Below are 14,974 nucleotides of genomic sequence, written 5' to 3'. Positions count from 1 at the left end.
GAAACATGAGCATCCTCAGCGAATTCAAAGCCTTCGCAGTCAAGGGCAACGTGGTCGACATGGCCGTCGGTATCATCATCGGCGCCGCGTTCGGCAAGATCGTCAGTTCTTTCGTCGGCGACGTGGTCATGCCACCGATCGGCCTGCTGATCGGCGGGGTCGACTTCTCCGACCTGGCCATCACCCTCAAGGCCGCCGAGGGCGACATTCCCGCAGTGATGCTGAGCTACGGCAAGTTCCTGCAGACCCTGCTCGACTTCCTCATCGTCGCCTTCGCCATCTTCATGGGGATCAAGGTGATCAACCGCCTCAAGCGCGAGGAAGAAGCTGCGCCGGCCGCACCGCCTGCACCGACCAAGGATCAGGAACTGCTCAGCGAGATTCGCGACCTGCTCAAGTCGCAACAGAAGCAGTAAAAGGTAACGGCGCCCAAGGGCGCCGTTGTCATTCAGGGGTCTGCGCGATGTCTGTTCGCGGCTAAAGCCGCTCCCACGCCCCTCAATCAACCTACCAGTAGTTCTCCACCGCCACCGCACCGGGCCGGCGACTGAGCGACAGCTGCATGTCGCGGGCTTTCAGCACGGCGCGGGTGTCCTCGATCATCTGCGGATTGCCGCAGAGCATCACCCGCGAATGCTGCGGGCTCAGTGCCAGGCCGGCGGCGTGCTCCAGCTCGCCGCTGGCGATCAGCGTGGTAACCCGTGCGTTGAGCGCGCCGGGCACCTGCTCGCGGGTCACCACGGGCACATAGGTCAACTTGTCCCCGGCGCCTTCCAGCCACTCACGCTGCGGCAGCTCGGCAATCAGGTCCTGGTAGGCCAGCTCGCCACGGTCGCGGGCGCTGTACACCAGCACGATGCGCTCGAAACGCTGCCAGGCCTCCAGATCCTGCAGGATCGACAGGAACGGCGCCAACCCGGTGCCGGTGCCAATCAGCCACAGATCACGACCATCGGGGAAACGATCGAGAGTGAGAAACCCGGTCACCATCTTTTCCACCAGCAGCTCATCGCCAGCCTTGAGGCGACTGAGTTCGGAGGTAAATTCACCGCCTGGCACGACAATGGAGAAGAACTCCAGATAGTCATCGTGCGGTGCCGACACCAGCGAATAGGCACGCCAGACCACCTTGCCATCGGCCTTGCGCACCCCCAGGCGGACGAACTGCCCGGCACGGAAGCGAAAGCCGGGGTCGCGCGAACAGCGCAGGCTGAACAGGGTCGGCGACCAGACGCGGACCTCGCTAAGGCGCTGGCGGGTGAACTTCTCTTCGCTGGCGGTCATACTTTCCCCCTTGCTCATAACCACTGCTGACCAGAACGCTCAAGTGGGAGCGGCTTTAGCCGCGAAGCTGCCATAGGGCTTTCATCGCGGCTAAAGCGGATTGCCGCCCAGCCGCTCCCACACAAATGCCCAGCTGTTGCAGTCTCGCGCAAAGCGCCGCCCACAAACACCGACGGTTTCCATGCCTATTCTCGACACGCCCTTCGCCCAGCTCGACCTGATCCGCCAGCCCGAGATGGCCAACGAGCCGCTGCAGGCCTTCGACGCCGCCGACGAGTACCTGCTCGCACGCACCCACGAACTGGGCCTGCAGCCGGGTAGCCGGGTGCTGCTGCTCAACGACGGTTTCGGTGCCCTGGCCTGCTCGCTGGCGGCGCATTGCCGGGTGACCAGCAGTGGCGACTCGCACCTGGGACATCTGGCGCTGCAGAAAAACCTGGTGCGCAACAGCCTGGCCGCAGACAGCGTGGGTTTCATCCCGGCCAGTGAAAGCGTGGAAGGTCCCTTCGACCTGGTGCTGATCCGCGTACCCAAGACCCTGGCCCTGCTGGAAGAACAGCTGATCCGCCTGCACGGCCAGTTGGCGCCGGGTGCCCAGGTGATCGCCGGCGCCATGATCAAGCACCTGCCCCGCGCCGCTGGCGAGCTGCTGGAACAGTACATCGGCCCGCTGCAGGCCTCGCTGGCGGTGAAGAAGGCGCGCCTGCTCACGGCCACGCCCACGAGCAAGCCGGCGCCCGTGTCACCCTACCCCACGCGTTATCGGCTGGATAAACCGTCCATCGAACTGCGCAACCACGCCAACGTGTTCTGCCGCGAGGGCCTGGATATCGGCACCCGCGCCTTCCTCCCGCATCTACCGAAAAGCCTGGCGCCGCAACGCGTGGCCGACCTCGGCTGCGGCAATGGCGTGCTGGCCATCGCCTTCGCCCTGGGCAACCCCGAGGCCGAGCTGACCCTGGTCGACGAGTCCTACATGGCCGTGCAGTCGGCCGAGGAAAACTGGCACGCGGCACTTGGCGCGCGCCCGGCGATCTTCCGCGCCGCCGATGGCCTGGCCGGCCAGGAGCCGGACTCGCTGGACCTGGTGCTGTGCAACCCGCCCTTCCACCAGCAGCAGGTGGTCGGCGACTTCCTCGCCTGGCGCATGTTCCAGCAGGCCCGCGCCGCGCTGGTCACCGGCGGTGAGCTGTGGATAGTCGGTAACCGCCACCTTGGCTACCACGCCAAGCTGGCGCGACTGTTCCGCGGCGTGGAGCAGATCGCCGCCAACCCCAAGTTCGTGGTGCTCAAGGCCAGCAAGTAACCCGATGGCCGGAGGTCGCCCTGCGGACAGGATGTAGCCCTGCACCGCCCAGCGCGGAGACACTGCGGCAATTTGCCCAATGCGACAATCCGCCGGCTACGCCCGTGGTCTAAGGTGGCGGATGATTGATCCAGATCAATTTATGGAGCGAGCATCCATGTTCGGCCTCGACGCATTGGAACTGGCGCGCCTGCAGTTCGCCTTCACCGTCTCATTCCACATCATCTTCCCGGCCATCAGCATCGGCCTGGCCAGTTACCTGGCCGTGCTCGAAGGCCTGTGGCTGAAGACCAAGCGCGAGGTCTACTACGACCTGTACCGCTTCTGGCTGCAGATCTTCGCCGTGACCTTCGGCATGGGCGTGGTCTCCGGGGTGGTGATGAGCTACCAGTTCGGCACCAACTGGAGCCAGCTGTCCACGGCGGCCGGCAGCATCATGGGGCCGCTGCTGACCTACGAGGTGCTGACCGCCTTCTTCCTCGAGGCCGGCTTCCTGGGGATCATGCTGTTCGGCCTGAACAAGGTCGGCCGCGGCCTGCACTTCTTCGCCACCCTGATGGTGGCCATCGGCACGCTGATCTCGACCTTCTGGATTCTCTCTTCCAACAGCTGGATGCACACTCCGCAAGGCTTCAGCCTGGTCGACGGAGTGTTCACCCCGGAGTCCTGGTGGGACATCGTGTTCAACCCGTCCTTCCCCTACCGCCTGGCACACATGGCGGTGGCGGCCTTCCTCAGCACCGCCTTCGTGGTCGGCGGCACCGCCGCCTGGCACCTGCTCAAGGGCAAGCGTGACGAGGCCACCCGCATGATGTTCTCCATGGCCCTGTGGATGGCACTGCTGGTGGCGCCGATCCAGGCCTTCATCGGCGATGCCCACGGCCTCAACACCCTCGAATACCAGCCGGCCAAGGTGGCGGCGATGGAAGGCCACTGGGACACCGAGAAAGGCGTGCCGCTGCTGCTGTTCGGCATTCCCGACATGCAGGCGGAAACGACCAAATACGCCATCGGCATACCGCGCCTGGCCAGCCTGATCCTCACCCATGACCTCGACGGCGAGATCAAGGGGCTCAAGGAGTGGGCACCAGAGGATCGGCCCAACGCGCTGATCGTGTTCTGGAGTTTCCGCGTGATGGTCGGCCTGGGGCTGCTGATGATCCTCTGTGGCGTACTCGGTCTGTGGCTGCGCCGCGGCGGCAAGGTCTACGAGGCCAAGGGCTTCCAGCGCCTGATGCTGCTGATGGGGCCGAGCGGGATCATCGCCCTGCTGGCCGGCTGGGTGACCACCGAAGTCGGTCGCCAGCCCTGGGTGGTGTACGGCCTGCTGCGCACCTCGGATGCCGTGTCCAACCACAGCGCCGGGCAGATGGGCACCTCGCTGGCGATCTTCGTGGTGGTCTACTTCGCCGTGTTCGGCGTCGGCATCACCTACCTGCTGCGCATGATGCGCAAGGGCCCGGTACTCGGCCTGATCAGCGCCGAACTCGCCGAGCAGGGCGGTCCCGGCCACAGCCGCACCCCGGCGCGCCCGCTGTCGGCCTCCGCCGAAAGTGTCGAAGACGAACAGGAGCAACGCCCATGAGCATCGACCTGCCACTGATCTGGGCCGGGGTGATCGCGTTCGGCATCTTCATGTACGTGGTGATGGATGGCTTCGATCTGGGCATCGGCATCCTCTACCCCTTCTTCCGCGACAAGGACGAACGCGACGCCATGATGAACACCGTCGCGCCGATCTGGGACGGTAACGAGACCTGGCTGGTACTGGGCGGCGCCGGGCTGTTCGCCGCCTTCCCGCTGGCCTACTCGGTGGTGCTCAGCGCGCTGTACCTGCCACTGGTGATCATGCTGATCGCGCTGATCTTCCGCGGCGTGGCCTTCGAGTTCCGCTTCAAGGCCAAACGCACCCGCTACGTCTGGGACGCCGCCTTCATCGGCGGCTCGGTGCTCGCCACCTTTGCCCAGGGCGTGGTGCTGGGGGCCTTCATCGAAGGCATCAAAGTGGAAAACCGCCAGTTCGCCGGGGGCGCCTTCGACTGGCTGGCGCCCTTCCCGCTGTTCTGCGGAGCCGGCCTGGTCGTCGGCTATGCCATGCTCGGCTGCGCCTGGCTGCTGCTGAAAACCGAGGGCGAGCTGCGCCGCAAGATGTACCGCCTGATGCTGCCGCTGACCTGCCTGCTGCTGCTGTTCATCAGCGCGGTGAGCATCTGGACGCCGCTGAGCCACGCGGCCATCGCCGAGCGCTGGTTCACCCTGCCCAACCTGTTCTACTTCATGCCGGTGCCGACGCTGGTGGCGGTGACCGTGCTCGGTATCGTCCGCGCCGTGCACCTGAAGATCGACTGGCAGCCCTTCGTGCTGACCCTGGCGCTGATCGCCCTGGCCTACACCGGCCTGGCCATCAGCCTGTGGCCGAACATCATCCCGCCGTCGGTGAGTATCTGGGAGGCCTCGGCACCGCACAGCAGCCAGGCCTTCGCCCTGGTCGGGGTGGTGATCATGGTGCCGATCATCCTCATCTACACCGCCTACAGCTATTACGTGTTCCGCGGCAAGGTGAAGGTCGGCGAGGGTTACCACTGATGAACGAGCACAAGCCACCGCTGGCCCAGCGCCTGGCCTGGTTCGCCGCCCTGTGGCTGGGTGGCGTGCTGGCGGTGGGCATCCTCGCCTACGCCATCAAGTGGGGCATGGGCCTGGCCTAGTGGGCCAGGCGCGGGTCCTCGCGCAGGCGCTCATAGAGGAAGTCGGACAGGGCGCGGATGCGCCCCACCCGCCGCAAATCCGGGTGGGTGAGAATCCAGATCGGCGTATCCAGCTCGGGCCTGGGCTCCTCCAGCCGAACCAGCTCCGCGCAGCCCTCGGCCAGCGGACAGAGCAGCAGCCCCAAGCCCATGCCCTGGCGCACACACTGCAGCATGCCGACCAGACTGTCGCTGCGCGTCACTATCCGCTCGACGGGTACCTGCTCGGCCATCCAGGCCGCCTGTTTCAGGTGCGCCAGCGACTCGTCGAGGCCGACCCACAGGTGTTCTCTCAAGGGCCGTTCGCCCATGCGGGCCAGGTACTCGCGCGAGCCGTAGAGCGCAGTCTGCATGCGCCCGGCACTGCGCCCCAGCAAATGTTCGGGCGGCTGATGGGTACCACGCACCGCCATATCCGCCTCCCGGGGCGTCAGACGCAGGAAGTCGTTGCGGCTGACCAGCTGCAGGCTGACAGCCGGGTGCAGACGCTGGAACTCGGCTAGCAGCGGCGTGAGCAGGCTAGCGAACAGGGTGTCGGTGGAAGTCAGGCGGATGCTGCCGCGAATCTGCTGTTCCAACCCGCGCACCTGGCGCTCGGCGCTACCGATCTGCTCGTCCAGGCCGCCCAGCCGTGCCACCAGCTCGTCCCCGGCCGGGGTCAGCACATAGCCCCCGGACTGCCGTTGAAATACGGCGACGCCCAGCCCCTGTTCGAAGTGCTGCAGCCGACGCAGCACGGTGCTGTGGTTGACCCCGAGGTGACGGGCGGCGGCGCTGAGCGAGCCATGCCGGGCAACCGCCAGGAAAAACTGCAGATCACTCCAGTCCATCTTTGCATTTCCGCATAAAGGAAATGCGGATATTGCAAATTTTCAGGCATCCATGCAAAGCGCAGACTGGCCACCCACCACCCTCTCGGGAGTCGCCATGACCACGCTCACCCTCTCCGCTCGCCCCGACCTCGGCCTGTTGCTCCTGCGCGCAGGCCTGGCAGGCATGTGGCTCAGCCACGGGCTGCTGCTCAAACTGCTGACCTACGGCGCACCCGGCCTGAGCGCCTGGCTAGAGGAGACCGGCCTCCCCGGAGCCCTGGCCTGGCCCCTGATCCTGGCCGAGACGCTGGGCGGGCTACTGATCCTGCTGGGCCTGCATGGCCGCTGGGTGTCCCTCGTCCTGTTGCCGATCCTGTTCGGGGCAGTCTGGGTGCATGCAGCCAACGGCTGGGTGTTCAGCAATGCCGGTGGCGGTTGGGAATATCCGCTGTTTCTGGCCGGCGCCTCGCTGGCGCATGTCCTGCTGGGCGACGGTCGCCTGGCCCTGCATCGGTGAGCGCCGCCATGATCACTGCGCAGCTGGTCAGCCACCCACTCTGCCCCTACGTGCAACGGGCCGCCATCGTCATGGCGGAAAAGGGCATCGCCTTCACCCGTAGCGACATCGACCTCGCCAACAAGCCGGACTGGTTCCTGCGCCTGTCGCCGCTGGGCAAGGTGCCTCTGCTGCAGATCGACGGGCAGACGCTGTTCGAGTCCGCGCCCATCGTCGAGTATCTGGAAGAAATCGCCGAGCCGAAGCTGCACCCGCAGCAGCCGTTGCAGCGGGCCCAGCACCGCGCCTGGATGGAGTTCGCCTCCACCCTGCTGAGCGATATCGCCGTGCTCTACCGGGCCACTCCGGAAGGCTTCGACGAGGCCTGGCAGCGCGTGCAGCAGCGCCTCGAAACCCTGGAGCAGGCGCTCGGCGAAGGGCCCTTCTTCAGCGGTAACACCTTCCACCTGGTCGATGCTCTGTTCGCCTCGGTGCTGCGCTACTGGGAGGTCTTCGACCTGCTGGTGGAGTCTCGCCTGCCGGCGCGACTGGTTCGCCTGCACGCCTGGCGCCAGGCCCTGCTGCAGCGACGCAGCGTCAGCAGCGCGGTGGCGCCCGATTACCCGCTGCGCCTGCGCGACTTCATCGAGGCGCTGCCGGGGAGCCATCTGGGTACTCGGCTGCGGGCATTGCACACGCCACTCAGCCCAGCAGGCGCCGCAGCTCCTCGCTGATCGGCATCGGGCGGAACGCGCTGACCCGCGCCCGCCCGCTGTTGCCCAGCGGCACCCAGAGGCGCGAGAACAGCAGCGCGGCGAGGATTCGCGGCACCTGCCCGGCCACCTCACGCCAGTCGCCGGCCATCCAGCCGGCGCGCAGCATCAACCAGTGCGAGCGCGCATGGCGCAGCGGCAGACGCTGACCGAGGATATGCGCACGCTCCAACCAGACCAACGCCCCCGGCGCATCGCCACGCTGCAGCGCCGCCTCGGCCTCGGCGAAGGCCTGGTCCAGGGCCACTGCCAGCTCAGTGCGCATGGCCGTGCTCGCTCTTCAGCTCGCCATCGGCGTGACGCAGCACCTGCACCGCCGAGCTGATCGCCAGGGCAGCCATGATGCCGGCGACAATCAGGTCCGGCCAGGCGCTGCCCGTACCGAACACGCCCAGCGCGGCGGCCAGCACGGCGAGGTTGCCGAGGGCGTCGTTGCGGGTACAGAGCCAGACGCTGCGCATGTTGCTGTCACCCTCGCGGTAGGCATACAGCAGTACCGCCACGCCTAGGTTGGCCAGGAGCGCCAGCGTACCCACTACGCCCATGGTCGGCGCACTCGGTACTTCGCCCTGCCACCAGTGCCACAGCGCCGCGCCCAGCACGCCGAGGCCGAACAACAGCATGCTCGCCGCCTTGAACTGCGCCGCACGCGCCCGCAGGGCCAGGCTCATGCCCAGCACCCAGAGGCTGATCGCGTAGTTGGCGGAGTCGCCGAGAAAATCCAGCGAGTCGGCCAGCAGCGAGACCGAGCCCGCCTTGAGGCCGGCACCGATCTCCACGGCGAACATTGCCAGGTTGACCAGCAGCGCGATCCACAGGATGCGCCGGTAACGCCCGTCGTTCTGTGCGGGTCCGTTGTCGTGGTTGCAGCAGTGAGCACCCATTTGGCATCTCCTTGGTTCAGGTGCAGACTAGGCTAAACCCTGTAGCAACTACGGAGTCAACATGAGCAAACCCATCACCATCGGCCTGCTCGCCCGCGAGAGCGGCGTCAACCTCGAGACCGTGCGCTTCTACGAGCGCAGCGGCCTGCTGCCCGAGCCACAGCGCAGTCCGTCCGGCTATCGCCATTACCAGGAGCAGGACGTCCGGCGGCTGCGCTTTATCCGACGCGGCCGCGAGCTGGGCTTCAGCCTGGAGGAAATCCGCAACCTGCTGGAGCTCGCCGCTCACCCCGAACAACCCTGTGCCAGTGCCGACCAGATGGTGCGCGAGCACCTGGACAGCATAGATGCGCGCATCCGTGACCTGCAGAACATGCGCGCCGAGCTGGGCAAGCTGGCCGACTGTCACAGCGAACACGCCGAGCACTGCCGCCTGCTGGAGGCACTGGATAGCCGCGAGTGCTGCCTCTAGGACTGCTCGATGAGCGCCGCGGGCTCGTCGACATCGCGCAGCACGCCGGGGTCGTCCAGCGCCACGCCAATACAGGCCTGTGGATGCGCGGCCAGCACTGCGCGCGCGCCCTGGTCGCCCTGCAGCGACTCCAGCTCGCTCCAGAACTGCCGCCCGAACAGCACCGGATGGCCACGTTCGCCACGGTACAGCGGAAACACGATGCGCTCGGCTGCGGCCTCCGCACGCAGGGCCTGCAGGCTGGCCGGCGCCACCCAGGGCATATCGCCGAGCAAGACCGCCACGGCCTCGCCGGGCACCTCGCGCAAGGCCCGCATGCCAGCCGCCAGGCTGTGCCCCATGCCCGCGGCAGACTCGGCACAGTGCAACACATGCACACCGGGAGGCAGGTCGAACGCCTGCGGGTCATCCTCCTCGCGCAGCACCAGCCAGACCTCGCCGAACTGCGCCTGCGCCCGCGCCACGCTGGCGGCCAGCAGGCCACGGCCATCGGCCAGGCGCGCCACGCGCTTGTCGCTGCCGAAGCGAAGACTGGCGCCGGCGGCCAGCATTAGGGCGACAACCGTCACAGGTGCTCGCGGGGGATGCCGTTGCGCACCCGCAGGATGTCGGCCAGCACCGCCAGGGCAATTTCCGCCGGGGTGCGACTGCCCAGGTTGAGACCGATCGGCGCCGTGATCCGCGCCAGCTGCGCGTCATCCAGCCCACCAACCCGATGCAGGCGCTCCATACGCTTGGCGCTGGTGACCCGGGACCCCATCACGCCGATATAGAAGGCATCCGTACGCACCGCCTCGATCATCGCCAGATCGTCGATACGCGGGTCGTGAGTCAAGGCCACCACGGCCGTGTCGGCGTGACAAACGCCGGCACGAATCACTTCGGAGGGCAGCTCGCGGCGTACGTCCACGCCGGGCAGCTCGACGCCTTCAAGTACCTCGTCGCGCGGGTCGCACAGCAGCACCTCGAAACCCAGCGCCAGGGCAAACTCGGCACAACACTGGGCGACGCTGGAGTAGCCGGCCAGCAACAGGCGCTGGGCGGCCCCCATGCGGATCCGCAAGCTCTGCCCCTGGCGCTCGATGCGCGGCCCCTGCGCATGATCATCACGCAGCCGGCGCGGTGCGCCGCTCAGCGAGATCTCGCGCAGCAGCCGGCGCTGACCGTCCAGGGCACTGGCCATCTCGCGCAGATAGGCCTGGTTGTCGCAGTCCGGCGCGAGGTTCTCCACCAGCACGTCCAGCACACCGCCACAGGGCAGACGAATGTCGCCACTGGCCTCGCCGCCATCGCCATAGCGCACCAGACTGGCGGGGGCAGCGAAGGCGCCGGCGGCCAGGCGTTCGAGAAAGGCCTCTTCGACGCAACCGCCAGACAGCGAGCCGACCCACTGACCGGCACCGTTGGCCGCCAACAAAGCCCCGGGCGAGCGCGGCGCCGAGCCGTAGGTGGCCAGCACCGTGCACAGCCATACCCGTTCGCCGGCTGCCGCCCATTGCAGGGCGCGGGCGACAACCTGTTGGTCGAGCTGTTGCATCAGTGCCCCGTCTCGCCGCGCAGCGTACTGACGGCAGCAGGGCTCAGGTCGCCATCAAGGCCACCCCAGGTCTGACGCAGGTAGTTGAGCAGGTCGGTCAGCTCGGCGTCGTCGAGCGCGGCATGGAAGCCCGGCATCGGCTGCATACGCTCGAAACCGGTGAACTGCTGCTCGCGGATGCCATCGTCGATCACCCGCAGCAGGTTGCGCGGTTCCTGCAGACGCAGCGTGGTATTGCCGTTCATCGCCACTGCCACGTGTGGCACGCCCTCGCCTTGCGCACCATGGCAGCCGGCGCAGACGTTCAGGTAGTGCTGGCGGCCTTGCTGGGCGCTCGCGCTGAGCTGATCTAGCGCCCGCTCCTCGATCTGTCGCGGCGCAGGCGGCTGATCACCGAGCAGGTAGGTGGCCATGGCCTGGTGGTCGTCTTCGGGCAGGTACTGGGTGCTGTGGTGCAGTACCGGGAACATCTCGTTGAACATCGAGCCCTGGGCACTGATGCCGTGCTGGAGGAAGCGCGCCAGGTCATCGGTGTTCCAACCGCGCGCGGCCAGGTCCTCAGCCAGCAGGCTGGGCGCCTGGTAGCCGCCGAGCACGCCGCCCTGCAGGCGCTGCTCCTGCTCCAGCGCCCCCAGCGAGTTGCGCGGCGTGTGGCACTCGCCGCAGTGGCCGAGCACCTCGACCAGGTACTGGCCACGCTGCCAGGCCTCGCTGCGGCCTTCGGTCGACTGCAGCTGCACGCGGTTCTTGTACAACAGGTTCCAGAAACTCAGGCTGAAGCGCAGGTTGTAGGGAAACGCCAGCTCGGTCTGCGGATTGGGCTTGGCCACCGGCGCCAGGCTCATCAGGTAGGCGTAGATGGCGTCGGAGTCTTCGCGGCGGATCAGGTGATAGGAGGTATAGGGCATCGCCGGATACAGCTTCACCCCGTCGGGACGCTCGCCCTCGGTCAGCACCCGGTACAGGTCGTCGGCACTGTAGTGGCCGATACCGTGGGTCTTGTCCGGGGTGATGTTGGTGCCGTAGATGATGCCGTAGGGCGAGGCCAGCGGCAGGCCGCCGGCATAGGCGGCGCCACCTTCGGCGGTGTGGCAGGCCACGCAATCGGCGGCATGCGCCAGGTAGCGGCCACGCTCGATCAGTTGCTCGTCGGCCGCCTGGGCCAGGAGCGGCAGCGCCAGGGCCGCCATCAGCAGGATGCGCATGGGCTCAACCTTCCTTGACCAGTCCGAGGGTTTCGACCACGTCTCGGGCAGCCTTGTAGTAGCGCACATAGCCGGTACAGCGGCAGATGTGCTTGCCCAGCGCCGACTCGATCTCCTGCTCCAGCTCGCTGCGCCGTACCGGCTGGCGCTGCAGCTTCTCCACCAGCACGGTGGCGGCGTTGACGTAGCCGGGGGTGCAGTAGCTGCACTGGAAGGCGAACTGGTCGACGAAGGCCTGCTGCACCGGGTTCAGCTCCACCACCGCGCCGGCGTCATCGCGCTTGGCGTGGCTTTCCACGGTACGCACGCGCTTGCCATTGAAGAAGTGCGCGCCGGTGATGCAGGTGCGGATCTCCTCGCTGGTGCCATCGGCATGGTCGAGGATCGCCACACAAGCATGGCAGATGCCCTGACCGCAGCCCAGGCGTGAGCCGGTCAGGTTCATGTACTCGTGGAGAAAGTCGATCATCATCAGGTCGTCGGCGACCTCGATGGGGCCGACCGCCTGACCGTTGAGGATCAGGCTCATTAGGTGCTTAGCCATGCAGGGCCTCCTTGATGCGGGCCGGAGTCAGGGGCAGGTCGCGCAGGCGCTTGCCGGTGGCGTGAGCCACGGCGTTCACCACGGCGCCGACCACGGGGATCATCGTCACTTCGGCAATGCCCTTGGGTGGGTCGCTCGGCGACAGCGGCGGCAGGATCTCGGCAGTCTGCGCCCACACCGCGACGTCCTTGGCGCGCGGTAGCACGTAGCGGTTGAAGTTCCAGGTGCCCTCACCCGGGCCGCCCTCATACAGCGGCAGCTCCTCCAGCAGGGCGTGGCCGATACCCATGGCGATGCCGCCTTCGAGCTGCCCAAGCACCAGTTCGGGGACGATGGTGCGGCCGCACTCAAGCCAGGAGTGGTGATTGAGTACCCGCGCCTCGCCGCTGCCCTTGTTGACCTTGACCTCGACCAGGGTGGCCACCGGGCTGTAGTAGGTGACCATGGCGTTGTTCAGCTGGGTGTCCGGGTATTTCACGCTGACCCGGTCGAGCAGGTGGAAGCCGTGGCTGCTCATGCGCGCCTGCTTCGCCGCGTCGGCACCGACGCCGTACTTCACCGCCAGGCCATCGAGCGGCACACGCTCGCGGCTGCCGTCGATGTCGAACTCGGCCTCGGCCCAGCTCCAGCGGTTGAAGCCATGCACGCTGACCCCGGTGACCAGGCCCAGCTCGTGGGCCTTCTTCGCCAGCACGGCGAAGGCAATCGGCGGCAGGCCGTCGGCGGTGAGCTTGCCCTCGACCCAGTGGGCGTTCTCGCGGCGCACCACATAGGGGTTGGCCAGCCCGCCCTGGACGCCCTGGCTCCACAGGTGCAGCGCCGCCGGCCACAGGCCGTGGTTGAACAGCAGGCGCCCGGCCTCGCGGGTGGCATGGCCGCTGTAGTAGGCCGAGTTGGTGGCCGAGGATGGCGAGGCGATGCGCGCCACCCAGCGCGGGTCGCGCAGCGCGGCGTCCTGCTCGGCCTGGCTGACGATGTAGGGGTTGCCGCTGGTGGTCAGCGCCAGCTCCGCCCACTCGGTGACGCCGGTCTTGATCTCGTCGGCCGGCACGCCGAGCCAGTCGGCCACCAGCAATGCCTGCGAGGTGGCCATGCCGGTACCCATGTCGATGGCGATCTGGCGCAGGGAAATCCGCCCTTCGGCGTCGAATTCGAGGCTGGCCATGGGCGCTTCGGCGCCGGTGCCGAAGTCCTTCTGGCAGATGGCGAAGCCGACACCATAGAGGTGATCCGGGTCCTCCGCGTCGAAGCGCGCCTTGCGCGCGGCCCGCTCCTTCCACAGCGGGTGCTCGGCGGCCTTGTGCAGGATCTCGTCGAGGCGCAGGGCTCCGGCCGGAATCGCTCCCTGAGTGTTCTTCATGCCGGACTGCATGACGTTCTTCAGGCGCAGGGCGATGGCGTCGACACCCAGGCGTTCGGCCACTTCGTCCACCATCATCTCGGTGGCGGCCATGGTCTGCAGGGTGCCGTAGCCACGCATGGAGCCGGCCTCGACGCTGGCCGAGTGGTAGGCGGTGGCGGCCAGGTCGCTCTGCGGCAGGTAATAGATCGACTGCGCGGCGGTGGCGCCGACCGCCGCCACCGAAGCGCTGTAGTTGATCCGCCCGCCGCCGTTGGCGTCCATGTGCGCGCGGAAGATGCGGAACTGCTGGCTCTGCCGATCGACAGCCAGCTGGTAGTGCATGTCGAACGGGTGGCGCTTGAGCCCGCTCTGGAACTGCTCGTAGCGGTCGTTGGCCAGGCGCACCGGCACGCCGTCGCCATAGATCGCGGCCAGGGCGGCATAGAACACGAAGATGTTGTTGTCCTTGGAGCCATAGCCGACGGTGTAGCCGGGGTGCATGTTCAGCTGCTTAACGCCGAAGCGCGAGGGCGCCAGCATATGCGCGCACTGCTCGGCGACCTCGAACGGGCACTGGGTGGCGACCACGAAATGCAAGGTGCCGGTTGCCGCATCGAACCAGCCGTTGCCGTTATCGGCCTCCAGCGCCGCCGGCTCGATCGACTGGGTGGTGTAGCGCTCGTCGAACACCAGCCAATCCTCGGGCGGGCTCTGCAGTTGCTGCTGCATGCGCTCGGCGTAGTACAGGCCTTCCTGGGTCAGGTCACCACCGAGTTTGGCGCCCTGCGGCCAGGTCGGCCGGCGCTCGCGGATCATCGGGAAGAGCATGCCGTCCTTGAGGCTGGAGAACAGGTCCGGGGCGAAGGGATCCTGATCGGCCACGCGCACGAAGCGGAAACTGCCGTAGGGGTCGGTGGTGTAGGGCTCGGTCTTGGCCCCGTAGCGGACCACCTTGTCATTGAACTTGAGACGGTTCTTGGCCTGGCGATAGCGCTCGAAGTCGCTCCAGATCAGCAGCGCCACCGGGTGGCCGATGAACATCGGCACCTTGCCGGCCGGCAACAGCGGGTCGGGACCGTGCGACTCGGGCCAGGCGATGCCATCGCGGGCCAGGTCCTCGGCGGTCACCACGCGATCCGGCTGCAGGTCGCCGTCCAGCATCGACAGATCGATACCCGCATAGAGATGGTCCACACGCGTGGTCTTGAGCAACAGCGCATGGCCCTGCTGCTGCGGCCAGCCGGGCATGTCCTTGGCGCGGATATCGCGGGCGAACACCTTGTCGCCACAGGCCTTGGACGTGCCGTCGATGCGGCCCTTGGCCTGGGCGGCGTTGCCGTACCAGGGCTTGGGATTGGCGGTGACCCGCTCCTCGAACAATGCCGCGAAGGCACGACTGCCCAGTGGTGCGAGGGTGATTCCGATGCCGGCGATGACGCTGCGCTGCAGGAAGGCGCGGCGAGACAGATCACTGTTGAGCATGTGATTTCCCTTGAAGCGAAGCTGAGGCGCTGAATGACAGCGTAGGCGTCCCGACGAGAGCTCGCCGGACGAAAAGCTGACATTCTAGTC

Annotated in this window: 17 protein-coding genes; 8 read left to right on the top strand and 9 right to left on the bottom strand. The window is 67.1% G+C overall.

Going from position 1 to position 14,974, the window contains the following annotated elements:
* The first annotated feature begins 5 nt into the window (after window positions 1-5).
* Complete coding sequence (gene mscL, locus AYB31_RS13180) at window positions 6-416, top strand: large-conductance mechanosensitive channel protein MscL (protein ID WP_068829147.1); 411 nt, start codon at window positions 6-8, stop codon at window positions 414-416.
* A 91-nt stretch (window positions 417-507) separates the two neighbouring features.
* Here mscL and AYB31_RS13175 read toward each other — a convergent pair whose 3' ends face one another.
* Window positions 508-1,284, bottom strand: coding sequence for a ferredoxin--NADP reductase (locus AYB31_RS13175; RefSeq protein ID WP_068829252.1), 777 nt, complete (start codon window positions 1,282-1,284; stop codon window positions 508-510).
* A gap of 181 nt (window positions 1,285-1,465) precedes the next feature.
* Between AYB31_RS13175 and AYB31_RS13170 the strand changes: the two genes are divergently transcribed.
* The 4 genes from AYB31_RS13170 to AYB31_RS21515 all read left to right on the top strand — a co-directional run bounded on the left by AYB31_RS13170 (window position 1,466) and on the right by AYB31_RS21515 (window position 5,298).
* Complete coding sequence (locus AYB31_RS13170; RefSeq protein WP_068829146.1) at window positions 1,466-2,590, top strand: methyltransferase; 1,125 nt, start codon at window positions 1,466-1,468, stop codon at window positions 2,588-2,590.
* A 157-nt stretch (window positions 2,591-2,747) separates the two neighbouring features.
* Window positions 2,748-4,175 carry a cytochrome ubiquinol oxidase subunit I gene (locus AYB31_RS13165; RefSeq protein WP_068829145.1) on the top strand — a complete coding sequence of 476 codons (1,428 nt, stop codon included), beginning with the start codon at window positions 2,748-2,750 and terminating at the stop codon, window positions 4,173-4,175.
* The gene (gene cydB, locus AYB31_RS13160) at window positions 4,172-5,176 is read left to right on the top strand and encodes a cytochrome d ubiquinol oxidase subunit II (protein WP_068829144.1); all 1,005 of its coding nucleotides are present in this window, start codon (window positions 4,172-4,174) and stop codon (window positions 5,174-5,176) included. Before AYB31_RS13165 ends, cydB begins: the two co-directional genes overlap by 4 nt.
* Window positions 5,176-5,298, top strand: coding sequence for a DUF2474 family protein (locus tag AYB31_RS21515; protein WP_153020710.1), 123 nt, complete (start codon window positions 5,176-5,178; stop codon window positions 5,296-5,298). The genes cydB and AYB31_RS21515 overlap by 1 nt, the downstream gene beginning before the upstream one ends.
* Here AYB31_RS21515 and AYB31_RS13155 read toward each other — a convergent pair.
* On the bottom strand, window positions 5,295-6,167 hold the full coding sequence (locus tag AYB31_RS13155) for a LysR family transcriptional regulator (protein WP_068829143.1): 873 nt from the start codon (window positions 6,165-6,167) through the stop codon (window positions 5,295-5,297). The two genes, AYB31_RS21515 and AYB31_RS13155, sit on opposite strands and share 4 nt — an antisense overlap.
* Window positions 6,168-6,264: 97 nt before the next feature.
* Here AYB31_RS13155 and AYB31_RS13150 point away from each other — a divergent pair, with 97 nt between their 5' ends.
* On the top strand, window positions 6,265-6,666 hold the full coding sequence (locus AYB31_RS13150) for a DoxX family membrane protein (RefSeq protein WP_068829142.1): 402 nt from the start codon (window positions 6,265-6,267) through the stop codon (window positions 6,664-6,666).
* Between the two features lie 8 nt (window positions 6,667-6,674).
* Window positions 6,675-7,379: a glutathione S-transferase family protein gene (locus tag AYB31_RS13145; protein ID WP_068829141.1), complete on the top strand. Its 705-nt coding sequence runs from the start codon at window positions 6,675-6,677 to the stop codon at window positions 7,377-7,379.
* On the opposite strand, the gene AYB31_RS13140 is transcribed toward AYB31_RS13145, so the two are convergent.
* On the bottom strand, window positions 7,348-7,683 hold the full coding sequence (locus AYB31_RS13140; RefSeq protein WP_068829140.1) for a DUF3703 domain-containing protein: 336 nt from the start codon (window positions 7,681-7,683) through the stop codon (window positions 7,348-7,350). The two genes, AYB31_RS13145 and AYB31_RS13140, sit on opposite strands and share 32 nt — an antisense overlap.
* Window positions 7,673-8,302, bottom strand: a complete 630-nt coding sequence (locus AYB31_RS13135; RefSeq protein WP_068829139.1) for a cation transporter — start codon at window positions 8,300-8,302, stop codon at window positions 7,673-7,675. Before AYB31_RS13135 ends, AYB31_RS13140 begins: the two co-directional genes overlap by 11 nt.
* Before the next feature lie 61 nt (window positions 8,303-8,363).
* Between AYB31_RS13135 and AYB31_RS13130 the strand changes: the two genes are divergently transcribed.
* A complete protein-coding gene (locus AYB31_RS13130; RefSeq protein WP_068829138.1) occupies window positions 8,364-8,774 on the top strand; it encodes a MerR family DNA-binding protein in 411 nt (136 codons plus the stop codon).
* On the opposite strand, the gene AYB31_RS13125 is transcribed toward AYB31_RS13130, so the two are convergent.
* Genes AYB31_RS13125 through AYB31_RS13105 form a run of 5 tightly spaced genes read right to left on the bottom strand, consistent with a single transcriptional unit; the run spans window position 8,771 to window position 14,884 of the window.
* Window positions 8,771-9,343: a nucleotidyltransferase family protein gene (locus AYB31_RS13125; protein WP_177332296.1), complete on the bottom strand. Its 573-nt coding sequence runs from the start codon at window positions 9,341-9,343 to the stop codon at window positions 8,771-8,773. The two genes, AYB31_RS13130 and AYB31_RS13125, sit on opposite strands and share 4 nt — an antisense overlap.
* Window positions 9,340-10,311, bottom strand: coding sequence for an XdhC family protein (locus AYB31_RS13120; protein WP_068829136.1), 972 nt, complete (start codon window positions 10,309-10,311; stop codon window positions 9,340-9,342). The genes AYB31_RS13125 and AYB31_RS13120 overlap by 4 nt, the downstream gene beginning before the upstream one ends.
* Window positions 10,311-11,516: a c-type cytochrome gene (locus tag AYB31_RS13115; RefSeq protein WP_068829135.1), complete on the bottom strand. Its 1,206-nt coding sequence runs from the start codon at window positions 11,514-11,516 to the stop codon at window positions 10,311-10,313. Before AYB31_RS13115 ends, AYB31_RS13120 begins: the two co-directional genes overlap by 1 nt.
* Window positions 11,517-11,520: 4 nt before the next feature.
* Entirely contained in the window at window positions 11,521-12,060 is a 540-nt protein-coding gene (locus tag AYB31_RS13110; RefSeq protein WP_068829134.1) for a (2Fe-2S)-binding protein, read from the bottom strand.
* Window positions 12,053-14,884 carry a xanthine dehydrogenase family protein molybdopterin-binding subunit gene (locus AYB31_RS13105; RefSeq protein WP_068829133.1) on the bottom strand — a complete coding sequence of 944 codons (2,832 nt, stop codon included), beginning with the start codon at window positions 14,882-14,884 and terminating at the stop codon, window positions 12,053-12,055. The genes AYB31_RS13110 and AYB31_RS13105 overlap by 8 nt, the downstream gene beginning before the upstream one ends.
* Window positions 14,885-14,974: the final 90 nt, after the last annotated feature.

Source organism: Pseudomonas sp. BMS12 (assembly GCF_001592875.1).
GTDB lineage: Bacteria > Pseudomonadota > Gammaproteobacteria > Pseudomonadales > Pseudomonadaceae > Aquipseudomonas.
The sequence above is the reverse complement of the archived record's forward strand: the minus strand, read 5'-3'. Positions and strand labels throughout refer to the sequence as shown.